The organism is Paenibacillus mobilis (assembly GCF_058267595.1).
The window spans coordinates 95,699-115,514 of the sequence record NZ_JBZCMS010000001.1 but is presented as its reverse complement, the minus strand read 5'-3'; the positions used below and the strand labels follow the sequence as shown (position 1 = coordinate 115,514).

At 51.5% G+C, this 19,816-nt stretch carries 18 protein-coding genes; all 18 read right to left on the bottom strand.

The annotated features are described in order from the left end of the window. Positions 1–194: 194 nt before the first annotated feature. The 18 genes from AC3ZPD_RS00600 to rnpM all read right to left on the bottom strand — a co-directional run bounded on the left by AC3ZPD_RS00600 (position 195) and on the right by rnpM (position 19,796). A complete protein-coding gene (locus AC3ZPD_RS00600) occupies positions 195–1,877 on the bottom strand; it encodes a ribonuclease J (protein ID WP_490982325.1) in 1,683 nt (560 codons plus the stop codon). 368 nt (positions 1,878–2,245) lie between these two features. Next, positions 2,246–3,124, bottom strand: coding sequence for a 4-hydroxy-tetrahydrodipicolinate synthase (gene dapA / locus AC3ZPD_RS00595; protein WP_490982807.1), 879 nt, complete (start codon positions 3,122–3,124; stop codon positions 2,246–2,248). A 57-nt stretch (positions 3,125–3,181) separates the two neighbouring features. Then, a complete protein-coding gene (dapG, locus tag AC3ZPD_RS00590; protein WP_490982324.1) occupies positions 3,182–4,399 on the bottom strand; it encodes an aspartate kinase in 1,218 nt (405 codons plus the stop codon). 114 nt (positions 4,400–4,513) lie between these two features. Then, complete coding sequence (locus tag AC3ZPD_RS00585; protein WP_490982323.1) at positions 4,514–5,548, bottom strand: aspartate-semialdehyde dehydrogenase; 1,035 nt, start codon at positions 5,546–5,548, stop codon at positions 4,514–4,516. 75 nt (positions 5,549–5,623) lie between these two features. Then, positions 5,624–6,217, bottom strand: coding sequence for a dipicolinate synthase subunit B (locus AC3ZPD_RS00580; RefSeq protein WP_490982322.1), 594 nt, complete (start codon positions 6,215–6,217; stop codon positions 5,624–5,626). Next, positions 6,214–7,113 (bottom strand): dipicolinate synthase subunit DpsA, encoded by a 900-nt coding sequence (gene dpsA / locus AC3ZPD_RS00575; RefSeq protein WP_490982321.1) that lies wholly within the window; start codon positions 7,111–7,113, stop codon positions 6,214–6,216. Before dpsA ends, AC3ZPD_RS00580 begins: the two co-directional genes overlap by 4 nt. A 225-nt stretch (positions 7,114–7,338) precedes the next feature. Next, the gene (gene dut / locus AC3ZPD_RS00570; protein WP_490982320.1) at positions 7,339–7,794 is read right to left on the bottom strand and encodes a dUTP diphosphatase; all 456 of its coding nucleotides are present in this window, start codon (positions 7,792–7,794) and stop codon (positions 7,339–7,341) included. Beyond that, positions 7,766–9,031, bottom strand: a complete 1,266-nt coding sequence (locus tag AC3ZPD_RS00565; protein ID WP_490982319.1) for a M16 family metallopeptidase — start codon at positions 9,029–9,031, stop codon at positions 7,766–7,768. Before AC3ZPD_RS00565 ends, dut begins: the two co-directional genes overlap by 29 nt. Positions 9,032–9,125: 94 nt before the next feature. Further along, the gene (locus AC3ZPD_RS00560) at positions 9,126–10,160 is read right to left on the bottom strand and encodes a polysaccharide deacetylase family protein (protein ID WP_490982318.1); all 1,035 of its coding nucleotides are present in this window, start codon (positions 10,158–10,160) and stop codon (positions 9,126–9,128) included. A 224-nt stretch (positions 10,161–10,384) separates the two neighbouring features. After that, positions 10,385–12,487: a polyribonucleotide nucleotidyltransferase gene (gene pnp / locus AC3ZPD_RS00555; protein WP_490982317.1), complete on the bottom strand. Its 2,103-nt coding sequence runs from the start codon at positions 12,485–12,487 to the stop codon at positions 10,385–10,387. A 168-nt stretch (positions 12,488–12,655) separates the two neighbouring features. Further along, positions 12,656–12,925: a 30S ribosomal protein S15 gene (gene rpsO, locus AC3ZPD_RS00550; RefSeq protein WP_094092564.1), complete on the bottom strand. Its 270-nt coding sequence runs from the start codon at positions 12,923–12,925 to the stop codon at positions 12,656–12,658. Between the two features lie 211 nt (positions 12,926–13,136). Continuing rightward, positions 13,137–14,081, bottom strand: coding sequence for a bifunctional riboflavin kinase/FAD synthetase (locus AC3ZPD_RS00545; protein WP_490982316.1), 945 nt, complete (start codon positions 14,079–14,081; stop codon positions 13,137–13,139). A gap of 105 nt (positions 14,082–14,186) precedes the next feature. Further along, positions 14,187–15,110: a tRNA pseudouridine(55) synthase TruB gene (gene truB / locus AC3ZPD_RS00540; RefSeq protein WP_490982315.1), complete on the bottom strand. Its 924-nt coding sequence runs from the start codon at positions 15,108–15,110 to the stop codon at positions 14,187–14,189. Beyond that, entirely contained in the window at positions 15,107–16,084 is a 978-nt protein-coding gene (locus tag AC3ZPD_RS00535; protein ID WP_490982314.1) for a DHH family phosphoesterase, read from the bottom strand. The genes truB and AC3ZPD_RS00535 overlap by 4 nt, the downstream gene beginning before the upstream one ends. A gap of 17 nt (positions 16,085–16,101) precedes the next feature. Beyond that, the gene (gene rbfA, locus AC3ZPD_RS00530; protein ID WP_490982313.1) at positions 16,102–16,452 is read right to left on the bottom strand and encodes a 30S ribosome-binding factor RbfA; all 351 of its coding nucleotides are present in this window, start codon (positions 16,450–16,452) and stop codon (positions 16,102–16,104) included. A 120-nt stretch (positions 16,453–16,572) separates the two neighbouring features. After that, positions 16,573–19,173 (bottom strand): translation initiation factor IF-2, encoded by a 2,601-nt coding sequence (gene infB / locus AC3ZPD_RS00525; protein WP_490982312.1) that lies wholly within the window; start codon positions 19,171–19,173, stop codon positions 16,573–16,575. After that, the gene (locus AC3ZPD_RS00520; protein ID WP_490982806.1) at positions 19,166–19,489 is read right to left on the bottom strand and encodes a L7Ae/L30e/S12e/Gadd45 family ribosomal protein; all 324 of its coding nucleotides are present in this window, start codon (positions 19,487–19,489) and stop codon (positions 19,166–19,168) included. Before AC3ZPD_RS00520 ends, infB begins: the two co-directional genes overlap by 8 nt. Next, positions 19,485–19,796, bottom strand: a complete 312-nt coding sequence (gene rnpM / locus AC3ZPD_RS00515; protein ID WP_490982311.1) for an RNase P modulator RnpM — start codon at positions 19,794–19,796, stop codon at positions 19,485–19,487. Before rnpM ends, AC3ZPD_RS00520 begins: the two co-directional genes overlap by 5 nt. Positions 19,797–19,816: the final 20 nt, after the last annotated feature.

The window sequence follows — 19,816 nt, the reverse complement described above, 5'->3', positions numbered from 1 at the left end:
TCTTTGCCGGTTAGTATGCCGACAATCTTATCAAGGCATGCAAAATAACCCCACGAAGTGGGGCGAGGCTCTTTCTAAGCTAAAATAGAAAAGCCCCTTCTCTCCCGAAGCCGTCCAATGCTTACAGGTGGAGAAGAGGCTGATGCGTGCTGGTTATGCAGAATGAAATCTGAGATCACTCTGGCAGCAGATCATTAATTCACTTCCATAATGATTGGAAGAATCATCGGTCTGCGGCGGGTTTGCTCATAAAGGAAACGGCCGAGTGAATCTTTGACATTCGTTTTAAGCGAAGCCCATTCATTGACTTTTTCGCTCATCAATCTCTCAAGCGTGCTGCTGACGATCCGGTTCGCTTCATCCAGCAGGCCTTCAGATTCACGAACATAAACGAAACCTCTCGAAATGATGTCCGGTCCCGAAACGATTTTGCCATCCTGCTTGCTTAAAGTCACCACGACAACCAAAATGCCGTCCTGGCTGAGCAGTTTTCGGTCACGGAGGACGATATTCCCTACATCACCTACGCCCAAACCGTCGATAAGAACGTTGCCGGACTGTACTTTCCCGGCCTTGCGGGCAGCTCCGTTTTGAATTTCGACGACATCCCCGATATCGATCAGGAAAATGTTGTCATGTTCCACGCCTACGCTCTCACCGAGTAAAGCATGTCTGCGAAGCATCCGGTATTCCCCGTGAATCGGAATGAAATATTTCGGTTTCATCAGGTTGAGCATCAGCTTCAATTCTTCCTGGCTGCCGTGCCCGGAAACGTGAACCCCGGAATTGGAACCGCTGTATATTACATTTGCGCCAAGACGGAACAATTCATCGATCGTGCGGCCTACATATTTCTCGTTGCCCGGAACCGGCGTTGCGGCGATAATAACGGTATCACCAGGTAAAATATCTACCTTCCGGTGTGTCGAACGAGCCATGCGGGTCAAAGCGGACATCGGTTCTCCCTGGGAACCCGTGCACAAAATAACGACGCGGTCCGCGGCCATTTTGTTCACTTCTTCCGGCTCGATAATTAAGCCGTCAGGAATTTCCAGGTAACCCAGATCAGAGGCAATGCCAACCACGTTCACCATGCTGCGTCCGATGATGGTTACCTTACGACCCGTGTTGTAAGCGGCATCCATAACCTGCTGGATCCGGTGCACGTTGGAAGCAAAAGTGGCAACAACGACACGCTGGGCAGCTTTGCTGAAAATATCATCCAGCACGACTCCGACATTTTTCTCCGAAGGCGTAAAACCTGGTTTCTCTGCATTCGTACTGTCGGACAACAGCGCCAATACGCCGCGCGCTCCGATTTGAGCCATCCGCTGCAAGTCCGCAAACTGGCCGTTCACTGGGGTATGGTCAAACTTAAAGTCACCGGTGTGTACCACATTGCCTTCCGGAGTTTCCACGCATACGCCAACCGAATCCGGAATACTATGGTTAGTAGCAAAAAACGTCGCTTTCAACGTGCTGCCAAGCTGGATTTCGGAATCCGCATCAATCAGGATACGTTTCGTTTCCCCAAGCAGGTTTGCTTCTTTTAATTTGTTCTCAACAAGTCCGAGTGTCAGCTTTGTTCCGTAAACCGGAACGTTCAAATTCTTCAGTACGTACGGCAAACCACCGATGTGGTCCTCGTGGCCGTGCGTCAGCACGATGCCTCTGACCTTGTCGCGGTTCTCGGTCAAATAAGAAATGTCGGGAATGACGATGTCAATGCCGAGCATGTCCTCTTCCGGGAATTTAAGGCCGGCATCAATGACAACGATGTCATTTGCATACTGAATTACGTACATGTTCTTCCCGATTTCGGCTACGCCGCCAAGCGCGAAGATGCTTAGTTTGTCATTATTATTTTTTTTGGACAAGACGATCTAACCCTCCTAAAAATTTGGACGTCATATTTTTTGTAAACGATATAAGAAAAGGACTTACTCCCTTTAAAAGACAACATAAACGCAGTTGAAGAATAAACTTCCGTTGCCGGCGGCCCCAATGCGCATGTAAGACTTTCTGTTGGAAGTTTGTTCTTATATTTAAATTTCTAAAATATACCGCACCCAGTCACTTGAACCCATTATACATGATTAATTTGTTAAAAAACAAGTCGGGCGTTCCGCATCCCCCTCAAGACCCAGACGCGCTATCCCTTACAAGATTAAAAAAACCGATGCCCGCAGGGGGCACCGGTTTTTAACAGCAGAACCTGGAATTAGTCCTTGTAGATTGATCTTACTTAAGAAATCAGCGAACGGATAAACATTTGTTCTTCTTCCGTTGCCGGAACAAGAGGCAGTCTGACAGAGCCGACGGAAATGCCCAGCTCATTTAAAGCAAACTTGACCGCCACCGGATTCGGAAGCGGATGAGGGGCTTCAAACAATCCTTTAAAAAGAGGCAGCAGCTTCTGATGCAGCTTTGCCGCTTTTGCCACTTCGCCGCCCAAATAGGCTTCAATCATCTCTCTCATGTCCTTGCCCGCAAGATGGCTAGCCACGCTGACGATCCCATATCCGCCGACCGCAAGCGCCGGCAAAGTAGCCGCATCTTCGCCCGAATAAACCCGAAATCCGGAAGGGGCAGCAGCGGCCACATTGGCCACCTGCTCAAGCGGGGCGCATTCTTTTACCGCAACGATATTATGGATTTCAGCCAAACGGAGTATGGTTTCCATGCTCAGGCTCGCTACCGTTCTGCTTGGAACGTTGTAAAGCATGATCGGCAGGGTCGTTGAAGACGCAATCGCCTCAAAATGCCGGAACATACCTTCCTGATTCGGTTTATTGTAGTAAGGGACCACCAGAAGCGCACCGTCCACGCCAAGTTTTTCCGCTTCCTTCGTCATCTTAATGGATGCTTCGGTGGAATTGGTGCCGGTGCCCGCTATAATTTTGCAGCGGCCCGCAGCGTGCTTGACCGCAAAATCAAACAACAGCAGTTTCTCCTCGGTCGACAGCGTTGGCGATTCGCCCGTGGTTCCACTGATCACAAGCGTGTCGGATTTCTGGTTTTCCACTAAATAATCTATAAGCTTTGCGGTCTGATCCCAATCAATCTGGCCATCTTGATCAAACGGGGTGACCATCGCAGTGACTAATCTTCCGAAATCCACAATTCGTCCTCCTAATCTGTATTTGACTTACTTCCAAGCTGCCGGATGATGAATCAGGGCTTAGATATGAAGCTCAAATTTTTTGTGAAGCGCCCGCAAGGCCTGAACCATGTTTTCTTTATGAACCAGCACCCAGATCGTGGTGTTCGAGTCCGCAGACTGCAAAATTTGTATGTCTTTTTCGGCAAGAGCCTCCACGATTTTGGCCATGATCCCCGGAACGCCGTTAATCCCGCCGCCGATCACGGAAACCTTGGCACAGCCGCTTGAAATTTTGGGATTAAAGCCCAGCTCTCTAAGTTTCTCTACCGCTCTGTCGGCTTCGTAATCAAACACGGTATAAACTACGCCGCTTGGGGTAACGTTAATAAAGTCAACACTAATATCATTCTCTGCCATAGCTTTGAATACCTGCAACTGAAGTTTGTAGCTTCCTTCGCCGGATTCGACCACAATTTGGGTCACGTTGCCGACATAAGCAATTCCCGTTACAAAACGGTCCACCACGCCTGCCTGGACATCCTTGAAGCCCTCAGGGTTGGCGACAAGCGTTCCTTTCCCGTCGCTGAAAGTAGATCTTACGCGAACCGGCACACCGGCCTGCATCGCAATTTCCACGGCGCGGGGATGAATTACCTTCGCCCCTTGATGGGCCATATTGCAAATCTCGGCATAGCTGACGTAAGCCAAAGGTTTGGCATCCTCAACGAGCCGCGGATCCGCGGTCAGAATACCGTTTACGTCCGTATAAATATCGACGATTTCAGCACGCAAAGCCGCACCTAACGCCGTCGCTGAAGTGTCGCTTCCGCCTCTGCCGAGCGTCGTAAAATCGCCGTTTTCGCTTATTCCCTGGAATCCGGTGACAATCACGACGTTTTTGCTTTCGAATTCCTTCAGGATGCGATCGGGAACCACGTCCAGAATACGGGCGCTGCCAAAATGCTCATCCGTTCTGAAGCCGGCCTGAGCGCCGGTCAGCACAACGGATGGGATCGACTTGGCTTCCAGCAGGCTGCACAAGGTTGCGGCAGAAATGATCTCCCCGCAGCACATCAATAAATCCTTCTCCCGGGCAGGGAGCGCATTGCCGTTAGCCGCTGCCAGACCCAGCAGCGTGTCCGTTGCATAAGGGTCCCCCTTGCGGCCCATGGCTGAGACTACAACGACAAGCCGGTATCCTTCCGCCAGTTCTCTTTCAATATGTTTGACCACATGTTCTCTGGCTTCCGGTGTAGCTAACGACGTGCCGCCGAATTTTTGTACCAAAACACGCATGGAACCAACCTCCAAAAATAAGTAAAACCTTCTATTCAGTTTTCATAGATTATAGGGATCTTCGTTATTAAGAAAAGAACGGCCGATTGCTCGGCCGGTCTTGTTCATCCCAAATTAAGATTTGGCTACAAATTGTTCGGCGATTTGAACGGCGTTCCAAGCGGCTCCTTTAAGGAGATTATCCGATACGATCCAGAGATTAAGCGCACGGCTGTTCGTCAGGTCCCGGCGCAGGCGTCCGACAAACACCTCGTTTTTGCCGGCAGCCTCGGAAGCAAGCGGGTAAGCCTGGGAGGACGGATCGTCCACCAGGACCACGCCCGGCGCGTCTGCGAGCAGCTGTTTTACTTCCTCCAGCTCGTAATCCTGCTTAAGTTCCACGTAAACGGACTCGGAGTGGCCGTATACGACAGGAATCCGGACGCAGGTTGCGGTTACCTCAACCGTGTCGTCACCGAAAATTTTCTTGGTTTCCCGAACCATTTTCATCTCTTCCAGCGTGTATCCATTATCCTGGAACTTGTCGATTTGCGGAATGGCGTTAAAGGCGATCTGATGTTTTACCGGCAGCGAACCTACCGGCAGGATATCTGGAGTAGTTGCTCCGTTTTCCAAAATTTCTTTGGTTTGACGACGCATTTCGTCAATCGCCCGCGCTCCTGCACCGGATACGGCCTGGTAAGTCGATACGATGATGCGGTCAATGCCATACTTATCATAAAGCGGCTTAAGCGCCGCAACCATTTGAATGGTAGAGCAGTTTGGATTGGCGATAATCCCCTTGTGCTCCCAAATCTTCTCTGCGTTGACTTCAGGAACAACAAGCGGGGTGTTTTCATCCATCCGGAAGGCATTGGTGTTGTCAATGCACACCGCGCCATGACGGACCGCATGAGGGGCCAGCTCTTTCGAAACATCTCCGCCTGCGCTGAACAACGCAATGTCAATGCCCTCAAAGCTTTCCGGACGAGCTTCTTCAACGACAATTTCCTGTCCCTTAAAGGTTACGGCAGTTCCCGCTGAACGGGCGGAGGACAGCAGCTTAAGCTTATCAACCGGAAAATCCCGTTTCTCTAGTAGTTTTAAAATTTGTTCTCCAACGGCTCCCGTCGCCCCTACTACAGCGACATTCCACTTCGTTTTGCTCATCTGGTGCGTCTCCCCTCAACTATCTAATGGTATAAATTCTAATTGTATTTATGCGGAGTGCGTTGAAACCCTGGATCAGGCTTGAACCCGCTGAATCAGCATTGGCTGAAGTTGTTTGCCCTGCAAAGCTTCATAGCAAGCTTCGGGAATCAAACTCATGTCCGCTACAAGCGAATTCGGCTTGCCGGTCGGATTATCCTGGCCAAACGGCACAAAATAAAAGTTCCGTGCCACCAGCAATTTGGCAATATTGGCCGCATTCAACCCCAAGCCGTCATTCGTGGAAATTGCAATAACAACGGGTTTGTGGTTGCGAAGCATCGCCTTGGCCGCCATAAGAACAGGACTGTCCGTCATCGCGTTGGCAAGCTTGCTGGTCGTGTTCCCCGTGCACGGGGCAATCACGATAATATCAAGCATGTTTTTAGGTCCAAGCGGCTCGGCATCTACAATTGAAGAAATGATATCATTCCCTGTCAATTCTTTCAACTGCTTTTGCCATTGGGCCGTAGTCCCGAATCTTGTGTCTGTCGTCATCACGGATTGGGAAGCGATCGGAATGACCTTGGCTCCCAGCTCCACAAAACGCGAAATTTGCTCAATAACCTCTTCAAGCGTACAGTGCGAGCCTGTAAGCGCGTATCCTACCGTTTTTCCTTCAAAATTCACCGTTCATCCCCCCGTGTCGTTAACTCCTCTTCCAAGGACTGATAAATGCTGTTGGCCATGATGATGCCGGCCGTTCGGGGAGCGACAATTCCGGGTAGACCAGGAGCCAATATCGCCTTGATACCCCGCTTCTCGGCAAACCGGAAATCGGTGCCGCCCGGAGCGGAAGCTAGGTCGATAATAACTACCTTTGGTGATAATTTTGATAGGACTTGTGCTGTGATAATCATATTCGGAATCGTATTAAAAATCAAGTCAACACCGCTCGCCTCATCGGCCAAATCCTGCGTCAGAAAAGGGTTCCAGCCCATTTCCTCCGCCCTTGCAAAATGCTCTTTCCTCCTGACGCCCATCCTCACTTTTGCTCCGATGCCCTGCAGCGTCCTTGCCATCGTGAAGCCGGTTCGCCCCATGCCGAGCACCACGCATGTTGACCCGTGTATGGTGATGTCGGTATTCTGTATCGCCATCATCAACGCGCCTTCAGCGGTTGGTATGGAGTTGTAAATCGCCACATCGTCCCGATCCAGCACCTGAATGACCTTTATGCCGTGCTTTTCGCACAGCTTAAGCAGGTATGGCTTAGCCAAACCCGTATAGATCAAGGCATGCTTGGGGAGTGCGGCAACCAGCTCTTCCCGCAGCACCAGCTTTTCTTCCGAAAAAGAAGTGCTTACGGTACCGCTGTCACTGCAGCTAAGCACCGGCAAAATGAGCACATCCGCTTCCGACAGCAGTTCTTCGGTCAGCTCCACCCGTGAAACTCCCTGAGGCAGCGGCACCAGTTGATCAAATCCCGCAAGCTTGACGGTCGCATCCAGTTCCACGCACTTACCGATTACCTCCAGCTGGCGAGCGTCGCCACCCAGAATTACAATCGTCAGCCCGGTAAGCATATTAGGATGTCACTCCCTTCAGACTAACTGTTAACGATGTATCTTATGCAGTTTGGCGTCTTGGGGTGAGCGCCCGATCCAAACGATCAACGGCTGAACGGTCCGGACTTCGCAAAAAAAAGCGCCTGCACAGCCAACGATGCCCCGTTGACCGCACAGACGCTTTTTCCTGTACGTTTAAGGATTACTCCATATTAATCCTTAATTCTATCCTAATTCTGACCGTTAATTACGGCCCGTATGCCCGAAACCGCCGCTGCCGCGCACCGTTTCAGACAATACCTCCACCTGCTGCAGCTCCACGGCCGGGACCGTCTGGAACACCATTTGCGCGATCCGCTCGTTCCGTTTGATCGTAAACGGCTCCTGGCCGAGATTGATCAGCAGCACCTTAATTTCGCCGCGGTAATCCGCATCGATCGTTCCCGGCGTGTTCAGGCAGGTAATACCCGCTTTAAGCGCCAGTCCACTTCTCGGACGGATTTGGGCCTCCAGCCCGGCCGGCATCGCAATCGCAAAACCCGTCGGAATCAGGCCGCGCTCCCCCGGTTTCAATACGACGTCTTCCTCCACGGCGGCATAAAGGTCAAACCCGGAAGCCAGCTCCGACATTTTGCGTGGAAGTTCAATATCCTCATACCCCGGAAGGCGGTTAATTTGCACCAGATACGACAAGCTCATCTCTCCTTAATCCTGATATTACTTTGTCCGAGGAACCGACCATCGCCAGCGCGTAAGGCTGTTTGAACATCCCGTCAATGACGTCCCGGACATCCTCCATCTTAACCGCATCGATACGGCTGATCAGTTCATCCAACGTATAGTGTTTGCCGAGCATCAGCTCGTTTTTGCCAAGCCGGTTCATCCGGCTGCCCGTTCCTTCCGAACCGAGGATCAGGCTGCCCTTCATCTGCTCCTTGCCCTTGTGCAGCTCGTCTTCGGTCAGCCCTTTCTCGCGGACCTCAAACAGCAGCTCTTTGGTTAAATCCAGCACTTCTTTGGTCTGTTTAGGAGCGGTACCGGCATAAATCGAAAAAAGGCCGCTGTCCGCATAAGAGCTGTGATAGGAATAAACCGAATAAGCTAAGCCGCGTTTCTCGCGGATTTCCTGGAACAAACGCGAGCTCATGCCTCCGCCGAGCGCATTGTTCAGCAGCATCATCGCGTATTGTTTTTCGTGACCGGTCGGAAGGCCCGGGAAGGTTAAACAGATGTGGTTTTGCTCGGTTTTTTTCTTGTAAAATTTCAATTCCCCCAAAAAATCAGGTGCGGCCAACTGCTGCGCGCCGCCGCTTACGTTAAAACCGCCGAAATATTTCTCGAGCAGGTCCATGATTCCATCGTCATAATGGCCCGCGATGCTGATGACCGTGTTCTCCAGCGTGTAGTGCTCCTTCATGTAGCGGTGCAGCCGGGCAGAGTCCATCGGCTGCAGACGCTCCTCCGTGCCCAGGATCGGAAAAGCAAGGGAATGTCCGCCGTAAGCCGCTTCGGCAAGCAGATCATGCACCATGTCATCGGGCGTGTCCTCGTACATCGAGATTTCTTCGAGAATGACGTTTTTCTCTTTTCTCAGCTCTTCTTCATCAAACTTGGAGTGGAAAAACATATCCGAAAGAACGTCCACGGCAATCTCCAAATGCTGGTCCAGCACCTTGAAGTAATAACACGTATATTCTTTGGAAGTAAAAGCATTGACGTTTCCGCCAATAGCATCGAACCGCTCCGCGATTTCTTTGGCCGAAAAACGGTCAGTGCCTTTGAAAAGCATGTGTTCAATAAAATGAGATATTCCGTTTTCTTCAAGCTGTTCGTTCCTGGATCCCGTCTTGACCCAAATGCCAAAGGAAACGGACCGGAAGGTCGGAATTTTCTCCATAACGACTCTAAGGCCGTTTGTTAGCTGCGTCTTGATCACGAAAGGACCTCCTAGAGTTCCTTGCCAACTGTCTCAGCGGCAAAATGGTTACTATTGATTATCCTATTGATCGTACCAAAAAAAGACGGTGCGCTCAACCTTCCTCTGCATCTATCCGGTCCGGAGACAACGTATCCGCTACCGTTCCCAGCTTCAACCCTTTGGCTTTAAGCGTCTCTATGATCCCTTTCAGCGAGGCCTTGGTGGAGGGCGTAGGGTGCATCAGAATGAGCGAACCCGCCTCCGCTTTCCTCGAAATTTTGGCGATGACGGAGGCCGGATCGGGGTTTTTCCAATCAACCGTATCTACCGTCCACAGCACCGTCTTTAATCCTTGGGAGGCTGCAATCTCCACGGTTCGCTGGTTGAAATCTCCGGAAGGCGGGGCAAACCAGGTATTGTTGATTCCCAGCGTATCTTTAAGCAGCTGCTTGGTTTTGGTAATCTCCAGCGTTGCCCGTTCTTGGCTGAGCCTGCTCATATTCGGATGAGAATAGGCGTGATTCTCAATTTCATGTCCTCGGGCTTGGATTTCTTTGGCCACATCCGGATTTTTCTTCAGCCAGCTTCCATCGAGGAAAAAGGTGGCTTTCACCTGCTCCTCATCCAGCGTATCCAGCATTGGTTTTATGTACTCGTTGCCCCAGGCCACGTTAATCATGAGGGCGGCCATCTTTTTGTTGGGATTGCCTTTATAGATCGGCTGGGGACCTAAATCGTCCAGGGAAATCTGCGGTTTGGTCTCCCGGTAGACATAATAGATTTTTGAGGCTTCGGGGCTGCCCGGTGCCGCCTGTTTTCTCCTATCCACCGTTTTTAAATAAGAGGCTTCCACATCCACTTCGCGGCCATTGTAACCCGGAATGGCTTTCCAGACCCGGTCGATCACCGCGTCCATCGGCTTTTCGTTTAACTTTTGAGCCTGGATTTCAATCTCCTTTTTCAGATCATCCGTTTTTTCTCCCTGCTCCCCCTTGGACTGCAAGGCAAATACGGCCACGGCCTGAGGCTGTCCGGAGTGGTACCAGGCTTCCTGAATATAATCCCTCAGTCCCGCCGCTTGTCCGAGCAGGAGAACCGCCCCTGCCCCCGCAACTATGACAACTGCTTTTCCCCTGTTCCGTTTCACCGATCATTCTCCCTTTCACCCTGTATGTCCCATTATTATGTCAGCCTTGAAAGGAATATGAGTCGGCGGGTCGCCCGCCGGAACTTCGGTTTTAAAGCCAGCCCTGTTCCGCAGCAAGTGCAAACGCCCCGGGGAAGACTTTGCTCAAACTAAAAAAAGAGCCAGAATCAGTGTTCTGCCTCTTTCTTTCCCGGTCATCCTGCGGATAACTGGCGATGATAAATTTAGTCTTGTTTAACCGCTTCCGGTGTCAGCGTAGCTTTGCGGGAAAGGTTAACGCGGCCCTGCTGGTCGATTTCCGTAACTTTTACCGTAATCACGTCGCCGATGGCCACTACGTCTTCCACTTTGCCTACACGTTCCGTGGACAATTGGGAGATGTGAACCAAACCATCTTTGCCCGGCAAAATTTCAACGAATGCGCCAAACTTCTCGATCCGTTTAACCGTGCCGGTATAAATTTCTCCGACCACGACTTCCTTCACGATGCCTTCGATGATCGAACGGGCTTTATCGTTCATTTCCGGGTTGGAGGAAGCGATAAATACGCGGCCGTCCTGCTCGATATCGATCTTCACGCCGGTGTCTTCAATGATTTTATTGATGACTTTGCCGCCTGCGCCGATAACGTCACGGATTTTGTCCGGGTTGATTTGCATAACCATAATTTTAGGCGCATAAGGAGACAGGTTTTCTTTTGGTTTGGAAATGATTTCGGTCATTTTGTCCAAAATGAACATCCGGCCTTCTCTAGCCTGCTCCAGAGCTTCATTCAAAATTTGGCGGTCAATGCCGTCAATTTTGATATCCATCTGAATAGCGGTTACGCCTTCTCTTGTACCGGCCACTTTAAAGTCCATGTCGCCCAGATGGTCTTCCATGCCTTGAATGTCGGTCAAGATCGAAACATGATCCTTGTCTTTGATCAGACCCATCGCAACGCCGGCAACCGGAGCTTTAATCGGTACGCCCGCATCCATCATGGCCAGCGTACTGGCACAGATACTTGCCTGGGAAGTCGAACCGTTGGATTCGAGTACCTCGGAAACAAGACGGATCGTGTAGGGGAATTCCGTTTCGGAAGGAATAACCTTGGAAAGCGCACGTTCCCCCAAAGCGCCATGGCCGATTTCGCGGCGGCCCGGTGCGCGCAGCGGACGGGCTTCGCCCACGCTGAACGGCGGGAAGTTGTAGTGGTGCATAAACCGTTTGGTTTCTTCCAGATCGATACCGTCGAGAATTTGCACATCGCCAAGCGCGCCAAGCGTACAAATACTGAGGGCCTGGGTTTGTCCACGCGTGAACAAGCCGGAGCCGTGCGTGCGCGGCAGCAGGTTGATATCGCATTCAATCGGGCGGATTTCATTCAGCTTGCGACCGTCCGGACGCACTTTGTCATGCGTAATAAGACGGCGTACTTCTTCTTTGACAATATCATGCAGCACTTCTTTGACGTCGTTTAAGAGCTCAGGAGACTCTATGTACTCTTGCTCAAAGAAAGTTACGGCATCATCGTTAATCGCATCGATCGCATCCTGTCTGGCATGTTTCTCGGCGATTCTGACCGCTTCCACCAGACGTTCAGCCGCGAATTCGCGAACCGCACGATTGACTTCAGGATCTACCGCATGGAGTTTGACTTCCATTTTCTCCTTGCCGGCAATCTGTACGAACTCTTCGATGACGGCTACGATGTTTTTGATTTCGTCATGACCAAACATGATCGCTTCCAGCATCACTTCTTCCGGAACCTCGTTGGCTTCCGCCTCCACCATCATGATGGCGTCTTTGGTTCCTGCAACCACGAGGTACATGTCGCTGGCTTCCTGCTGGGCAATGTCCGGGTTGATGACAAACTCGCCGTTAACGCGTCCCACTGCCACACCGCCGATTGGTCCGTTAAACGGAACATCAGAAATGCTCAGCGCTGCCGAAGTACCGATCATGGCGGCGATTTCAGGCTCGCAGTCCTGATCCACGCTCATAACCAGGTTCACGATTTGTACGTCGTTGCGGAATCCTTCCGGAAACAGCGGACGAATCGGACGGTCCGTCAGACGGCTGGCCAGAATGGCTTTTTCGCTTGGACGCCCTTCACGTTTAATAAAGCCCCCCGGAATTTTGCCGACCGCGTACAATTTCTCTTCATAGTTGACCGTAAGCGGGAAAAAATCGAGGTCCTTCGGCTCCGAAGACGCCGTCACCGTACAAAGCACGGCCGTTTCGCCGTAGCGTACCATGACAGCCGCGTTAGCCTGCTTGGCCAATCGGCCGGTTTCCAGCACAAGAGGTCTTCCTCCAAGCTGCATTTTCACTTGCTTCTCCATGAAATCCCTCCTTCAAAGGTTACCTTTTATATTCGGTTCTATACCATTATTTCCTGCAAACATCGCGTAATTCATGGCTACGCTAAAAAGCAACCAGGCAGGCCGCCGTTCGCTTTCATACGAGCGGTAACAGCGGCAACCAGGCTGCTTCCAAAGTAAGGTTAAAGATTAGCGGCGCAGACCGAGTTTTTCGATCAAAGCACTGTAACGTCTAACATCTTTGTTCTTCAAGTAAGCCAAAAGCTTACGGCGTTGTCCGACCATTTTCAACAATCCACGGCGGGAATGATGATCTTTCTTGTGTGTACGCAAGTGGTCAGTCAAGTTAACGATGTTCTCAGTAAGGATAGCAATTTGCACCTCTGGAGATCCTGTATCGGACTCGTGAGTTTTGTGCTCTTCGATCAGTTGAGTTTTACGTTCTTGAGTCAATGCCATCCTGTTCACCTCCTTCATTATAATCGCCATTAGCCTCGTAGCCGCCGGTGAGAACGGACAACCAAGCCAAGGTTATGTGCTCCGAAAGAACACTTTGAAAAGTATAGCATACTTCGAGAGTAAAAGTAAACTCGCACGGCTGGTTATATGAAACTTTTTCCTATTAGCCGAAAAAAGCATTCCCACTTGCCATGATGAAAGTAAAGCAGCGCTACTTCAGCAATTCTCTCGCGGTGTCCGCGTCACGGCCGATCTGGGAGATCAGCTCATCAATGGAGGAAAATTTACGTTCAGGACGAATGTAAGAGACCAACTGCACGGTTAATTCCTTATCGTAAATATCTCCGCTGAAATCAAACAGATGGACCTCCAGGGAAGGCTTCGTGACGCCCTCATGGAAAGTCGGCTTAACCCCAAGGTTCATAACGCCCGGCAACCAGCGCTCTTCTCCAGCCAGCTGGGCTTTTACGGCATAAACGCCGCTTACCGGCAGTACAAAATGTTCGGAGGGCTCGACGTTGGCTGTGGGAAATCCGATCTTGCGGCCCCGCTTCTCGCCGTTCACGACGATGCCCCGCAAAATATAAGGCCGGCCAAACCAGTTGGCGGCGAGGTCAACCCGCCCTTCATGCAGCCATTTGCGGATGCCGGAGCTGCTGACTTTTTCGCCGTCTTTCAAAAAGGGAGGAACGGTGTGCACCGTAAAACGCTGCGCCCCAAGCTCGCGGAGCCTGTCGGCGTCTCCTGCGCCTTTATGGCCAAAGTGGAAATCAAAGCCGATCACGGCCGTCCGGATGTTCAGCGGCAGCAGCATGCCGGTCACAAAATCCTCCGGGCTGATGCGCGAAAATTCCTCGTTAAATTCGACGACATAAAAATAATCGATGCCCAGCTCGCGGAGCAGGCGTTCTTTCTCTACGGGGGGCGTTAAATACCCGTCGTAGTCCCCTTTTTTCATAACCTCTTTGGGGTGAGGGTAAAACGTCATGACCGCAGCCGGCAATCCGGCTTCCCGGGCCATGGATATTGCGGTTTTAATGACGCTTAAATGCCCCAGATGCAGGCCATCAAACTGGCCTAGCGCCAAAACCTGCGGAGCCGCCAAACGTTCCGCCGCATTTTCCGATAACGGATAAGACAAATTTACGGTTTCCATAAACCTCTCACCTGCATTCCAATAAGTTGTCCCGGCAAACCGGCGTACATCCTAGTGGGCCGGCGTTGCGGAAATTTAGACTAATCAGTCTTTCTATCTATCGATTCATTGATTCTGGGCAAATACTTTAACCGGGGCAATAGCACCCGAGTCGGCTTCCCGCTTATAAATGCCAAGAAACCGCCGCTCCGAGTCATACAGCCGGATGATCTCATCCCGCTCGGGAAGCGGCTGAACGACCGAAGGAGATAAACGCTGGCCCTGCAGAGCCGCTTTGACTTTTTCATCCGCAACCTGGACGGAGGCTAAATGGCCGACTGCCTCGTCAACGGGGATCAGATGCTGCTGAAGCGTACCTTCCGCAGCATACTGCTGAATCTCCTCAAAAGTCAGGCAGCGGTCGTCGGCAATCCCGGCGGAAACAGTCCGTTTCAGCACGGACATGGAGGCCGGAACGCCAAGGGCTTGGCCTATATCCACACATAAAGTGCGAATATAGGTCCCTTTGGAGCACAAAACCCGGATCGAAATCTCCGGATAAGGAAGGTCCGGATTAAATCCGGTCAGCTCCAGTTCGTGGATCGTCACCTCGCGAGGTTTCCTTTCCACCGTTTTCCCTTCCCGGGCCAGCTCATAAAGCCGCTTCCCGTCCTGCTTTAAAGCCGAATACATGGGCGGCACCTGGGAGATGGTGCCCCGGAATTTCTGCAAAACCTCCTGAACCTGTTCAAGGCTGACTTGGACGCCCTCCTCTAAACGTTCCGTCACGGTTCCGGTCATATCCTCGGTATCTGTCGCAATGCCGAGGACCAAGGTAGCCTCATATTCCTTGGGCAGCTCCTGCAAGTATTCAACCATGCGGGTCGCTCTGCCTAAACAAAGCGGCAGCACGCCGGTCACCTGCGGATCCAAAGTGCCCGTATGGCCGATCCGTTTCATTTTCAAAATGCCCCTGGCCTTCGCTACTACGTCGTGGGACGTAAAACCTGCCGGTTTAAGCACCGGCAAAATGCCTTCATATTCCATCATAATTCCTGCTTCACCCGCTCTACAACTGCAGCAACAGCTTCTTCCAGCGTAGTCTCCAGCCTTGCACCCGCCGCGCGGACATGTCCGCCGCCGCCAAAGCTTTGGGCTACGGCTGCAACGTCTACTTTGCCGGCCGAGCGCATGCTGACCTTGACCGCTTGCTCGTGAATCACCTTAAACAACATCCCGACTTCCACGCCGGTAATATTACGAGGATAATTAACGATTCCTTCAAGATCTTCATGAATCGCCCCCGCCTCCTGCATATCGGCATCCGTAAGGCTGACCCAGGCCATTTTGCCGTCCGGGCTGAGCTCCAGTTTGTTAAGGGCTTTGGTCAAAATACGCAGCTGCGGGTAAGTCATCTGTTCCAAAAGATGTTCGGAAATCCAAGGACCGTCAATGCCGAATTCGAGCAGCTTAGAAGCGATTGCCATGACCTTCGGCGAGGTATTGGAATACCGGAAGCCGCCGGTATCGGTCAGCATGCCGGTATAAATGGCGGTTGCAGAATCTTTATCGAGCGAAACGCCTGCACAGGCAATGAGGTCGAAAAGAATTTCCGCGGTAGCAGCCGCATCAGGAACAATCAGGTTGACCGAGCCGTAAGCATCGTTGGTCGGATGGTGGTCAATATTCAGCAAAACGGCGTCTTCCGCAAAATATTGCTTGGTGGTTCCCACCCTTTTAAAATCAGCGCAGTCCACACAAATCACATGTTTATATGTACGCGAAAGAGGCTGTGCCGAAAGGTCCAGGATTTGGTCGGCATTCCACAGGAAAGACATCCGGCGGGGAATGGGACCTTCGTTGACCATAACGTATTTTTTGCCCAGACATGAGAGAAGCCAGCCTACCGCTAGGGTAGAGCTGACTGCATCTCCGTCGGGCTGCACATGCGAAACGATTAGAAAATCGTCGTGCTCTTTGATGTAATCTACAGCACTCTGGAGTTCCTGTCCGCTAATTTGCATAGCCCTCTCCTTTAGTTTTATTTATCTTCTTTGGAAATTTCACCGAGCAGCTTCTCAATATGGCTGCCGTAAGCGATGGACTCATCGAATTTAAAAATCAGTTCAGGCGTATGGCGCAGACGGATCAGCCTCCCGAGCTCGCTGCGCAGAAAACCGCTGGCCCGTTCGATGCCTTTCAGGGAAGCTTGCTTCTCTTCATCGCTGCCGAATACGCTGAGATACACCTTTGCTTGCGACAAATCGTTGGTGACATCAACGCCCGTCACGGTTACAAAACCGATGCGAGGGTCTTTGAGTTCGTTTTGAATCAGCAGGCTGAGTTCTTTTTTGATTTGTTCGCCAACTCGGCCGGGACGATTGTTTGCCATAAATAACACCTCTTTATCTATCTTGAAAGCACCGGCCGTACTGCCAGCCGGTGCTCATCAAAGCGGTCAAACCGCAATTTCAATTATCATGTCCAAGCGTTCACCGGAAAATAGCCGAGATTAATGTTTAACCTCTTCCATAATAAACGCTTCGATCGTATCGCCCTCTTTGAGATCGTTGTAGCCATCGAGCGTAATTCCGCACTCGTAGCCTTGTGCAACGTCTTTGGCGTCGTCTTTGTACCGTTTGAGGGAATCAATCTTGCCTTCAAAAATCACGATGCCGTCGCGGATCAGGCGGGCTTCGGCAGAGCGGGAGATTTTACCGGAGGTGACCATACAACCGGCAATCGTTCCGACCTTGCTGATTTTAAACGTGTTCCGGACTTCGGCATGGCCGATGACAGATTCTTTGAAGACCGGATCAAGCATCCCTTTCATCGCCTGTTCGATCTCTTCGATTACGTTGTAAATAACGCGATGCAGACGAATATCCACTTTCTCTTGCTCTGCCGTCGATTTTGCCTGGGCTTCAGGACGAACGTTAAAGCCGATCACGATAGCATTCGAAGCGGCAGCCAAAATGATATCCGATTCGGTGATGGCGCCTGCACCGCTGTGAATGATCTTGACGCGTACGCCTTCAACCTCGATCTTCGCCAGGGAGCTCTTCAACGCTTCTACCGAACCTTGAACGTCGCCTTTGATGATTACGTTCAGGTCTTTGATTTCGCCTTCCTTGATCGCATTAAACAGATCGTCGAGCGTAACGCGCGTATTGCTGTTAAGCTCGGACTGACGATGGGTGATCGAACGTTTATCGGCGATGGAACGGGCTTTACGCTCGTCTTCAAACACCATAAACGGATCGCCTGCACCCGGTACTTCGGTCAAACCGGTGATTTCCACCGGCGTGGAAGGACCTGCTTCCTTCAGACGGCGGCCTTTGTCGTTAACCATGGCACGCACGCGTCCGAAGCAGTTGCCGGCAACAAACGCGTCGCCGATCTTCAGCGTACCGTGCTGTACGAGTATGCGGGCTACAGGACCACGGCCTTTGTCCAGCTCGGCTTCGATAACCGTACCTCTGGCACGTTTATTAGGGTTGGCTTTGTATTCATTTACTTCAGCCACCAGCAGGATCATTTCAAGCAGTTCTTCGATGCCGATCTTCTGCTTCGCGGAAACGTTCACGAAGATCGTATCGCCGCCCCATTCTTCCGGAACCAGTTCATATTCCGTAAGTTCTTGTTTAACTTTGTCAGGGTTGGCACCGGGTTTGTCGATTTTGTTTACCGCTACGATAATCGGCAAACCTGCCGCTTTCGCATGGTTGATCGCTTCGACGGTTTGCGGCATAACGCCGTCATCGGCCGCTACCACGATAATCGTCATATCGGTTACCTGCGCACCGCGTGCACGCATAGCCGTAAAGGCTTCGTGGCCCGGTGTATCGAGGAACGTGATTTTCTTATGATTGATTTCGACCTGATATGCACCGATATGCTGGGTGATGCCGCCGGCTTCGCCAGCGGTTACGCTGGTAGAGCGGATGGTATCCAGCAAAGTCGTTTTACCATGGTCGACGTGACCCATGATCGTTACGACCGGCGGGCGTACTTCCAGATCGGCCGGATCGTCGTTTTCTTCTACGGTTTCAAAGCGGTCGTCTTCAACCGGGATTTTCACTTCTACTTCAACGCCGAAATCGCCGGCAAGAAGCAGAATCGTATCCATATCGAGCTCCTGGTTGATCGTCGCCATAACGCCCAAAGAGATAAGCTTCTTGATGACTTCCGAAGCATCTTTATGGAGCAGTTTGGCCGTTTCGCCTACGGTCATTTCACCGCGGACGATGATTTTCTTAGGCGTATTGTCGATTTTCTCGCGTCTTTCCTGCTGCTGGCCGCCTCTGCCGCCGCGGCCCCCTTTGCCTCCGCGATTGTTGTTGCCGCGGAAACCGCCTTTATTGCCATCTTCAAAACGTTTCTGGCCGCCGCGGTTATTGCCCGTACCGCCGGCGTCACGTCTTGGTTTATTGCGATCATTGTCCTGGGTGAAACCCGGACGAGCGGAATCTCCGCCGCTGCGGTTTGCGGAAGGACCCGGACGGTTTCCGCCTTGTCCTCCCCCTTGGGATGGACGTCCACTGTTGTTTTGCGGTCCGCGGTTCGGGCCGCCGCCTTGATTAGGGCGGTTGTTTTGTCCTTGCGGACGGGAGGAAACCGGACGGTCTCCGTTTTGGGAAGACGGTCTGTTGCCGCCGCTGTTTTGGCTGTTTCCGTTAGATTGACTGCTTCTGGTTTGTGTCGCCACTCCGGCGCTCTTCGAATGATTTGTTGTTTTATTGTTATTCATGCTTACCTGCTTTTCCGATTGATTTTTGTTGTTGCCTGCACTTCTGATGGCTGTACGGTCTTTGCTTTCCGGAGAAGAGGATTTCGCTTCCGCTTTTCGCTCTCCGCCCGAAGAGGAGACAACGGCTTTCGCCTGAGCGCCTCCCGCAGCCGCAGCGCCATCGCGTTTGGCTGCCGCATTGTTTTTGATATCTTTAAAAAATTGTTCCACCTTGGAGACCGCGTCATTCTCCATCACGCTCATGTGATTGTTCACAGGAACGTCCAGGCGTTTAAGAATCGTAATAATTTCCTTGCTGCTCATATTCAGCGACTTGGCATATTCGTACACTCTTAGTTTATCTTTGTTTTCTTGTTTACTCAATATACTCCACCTCCGACGTCATACTCACGGTTTTACGCAATAGGTTTGCGAATCCTTGATCCGTCAGCGCGAGAACCACCCTTTCCGGCTTGCCCACGCTGGCTCCAAGGCTTTCCCGATCAAATCCAATCAGCAAAGGAACTTGATAAGTTCCGCATTTGTCGCGGAATTTCTTACGTGTATTGAGTGAGGCGTCGCCGGCCACGATGACCAGCTTGGCTTCCGATGAGCGAATGGACTTGGTGACAATTTCATCCCCCGTTATTACTTTACCCGCTCGCATGGCGAGCCCAAGCTGAGATAAAGCTTTACTAATCATCGTCTTCGCTCCCGTTTTGGGAGTTGATAAACTCTTCTTCTACGGCGACAAAATCTTTGGCCAGCTGCTCATAAATCTCGGAATTCACCGGAGATTTCAGCGCCCGGTCGAGGGAACGATTTTTATGCGCCAGCTTGAAGCACTCCACTTTGCCGCATAAATAAGCGCCGCGGCCTGACTTTTTGCCGGTAAGATCGATCATGACCTCGCCTTCAGGCGTCTTAACTACGCGAATAAGCTGTTTCTTTGGCATCATTTCCTGGCAGGCTACACATTTGCGCAGCGGGACTTTTCTTGTCTTCATCACTATGCCCCCGTCCTACA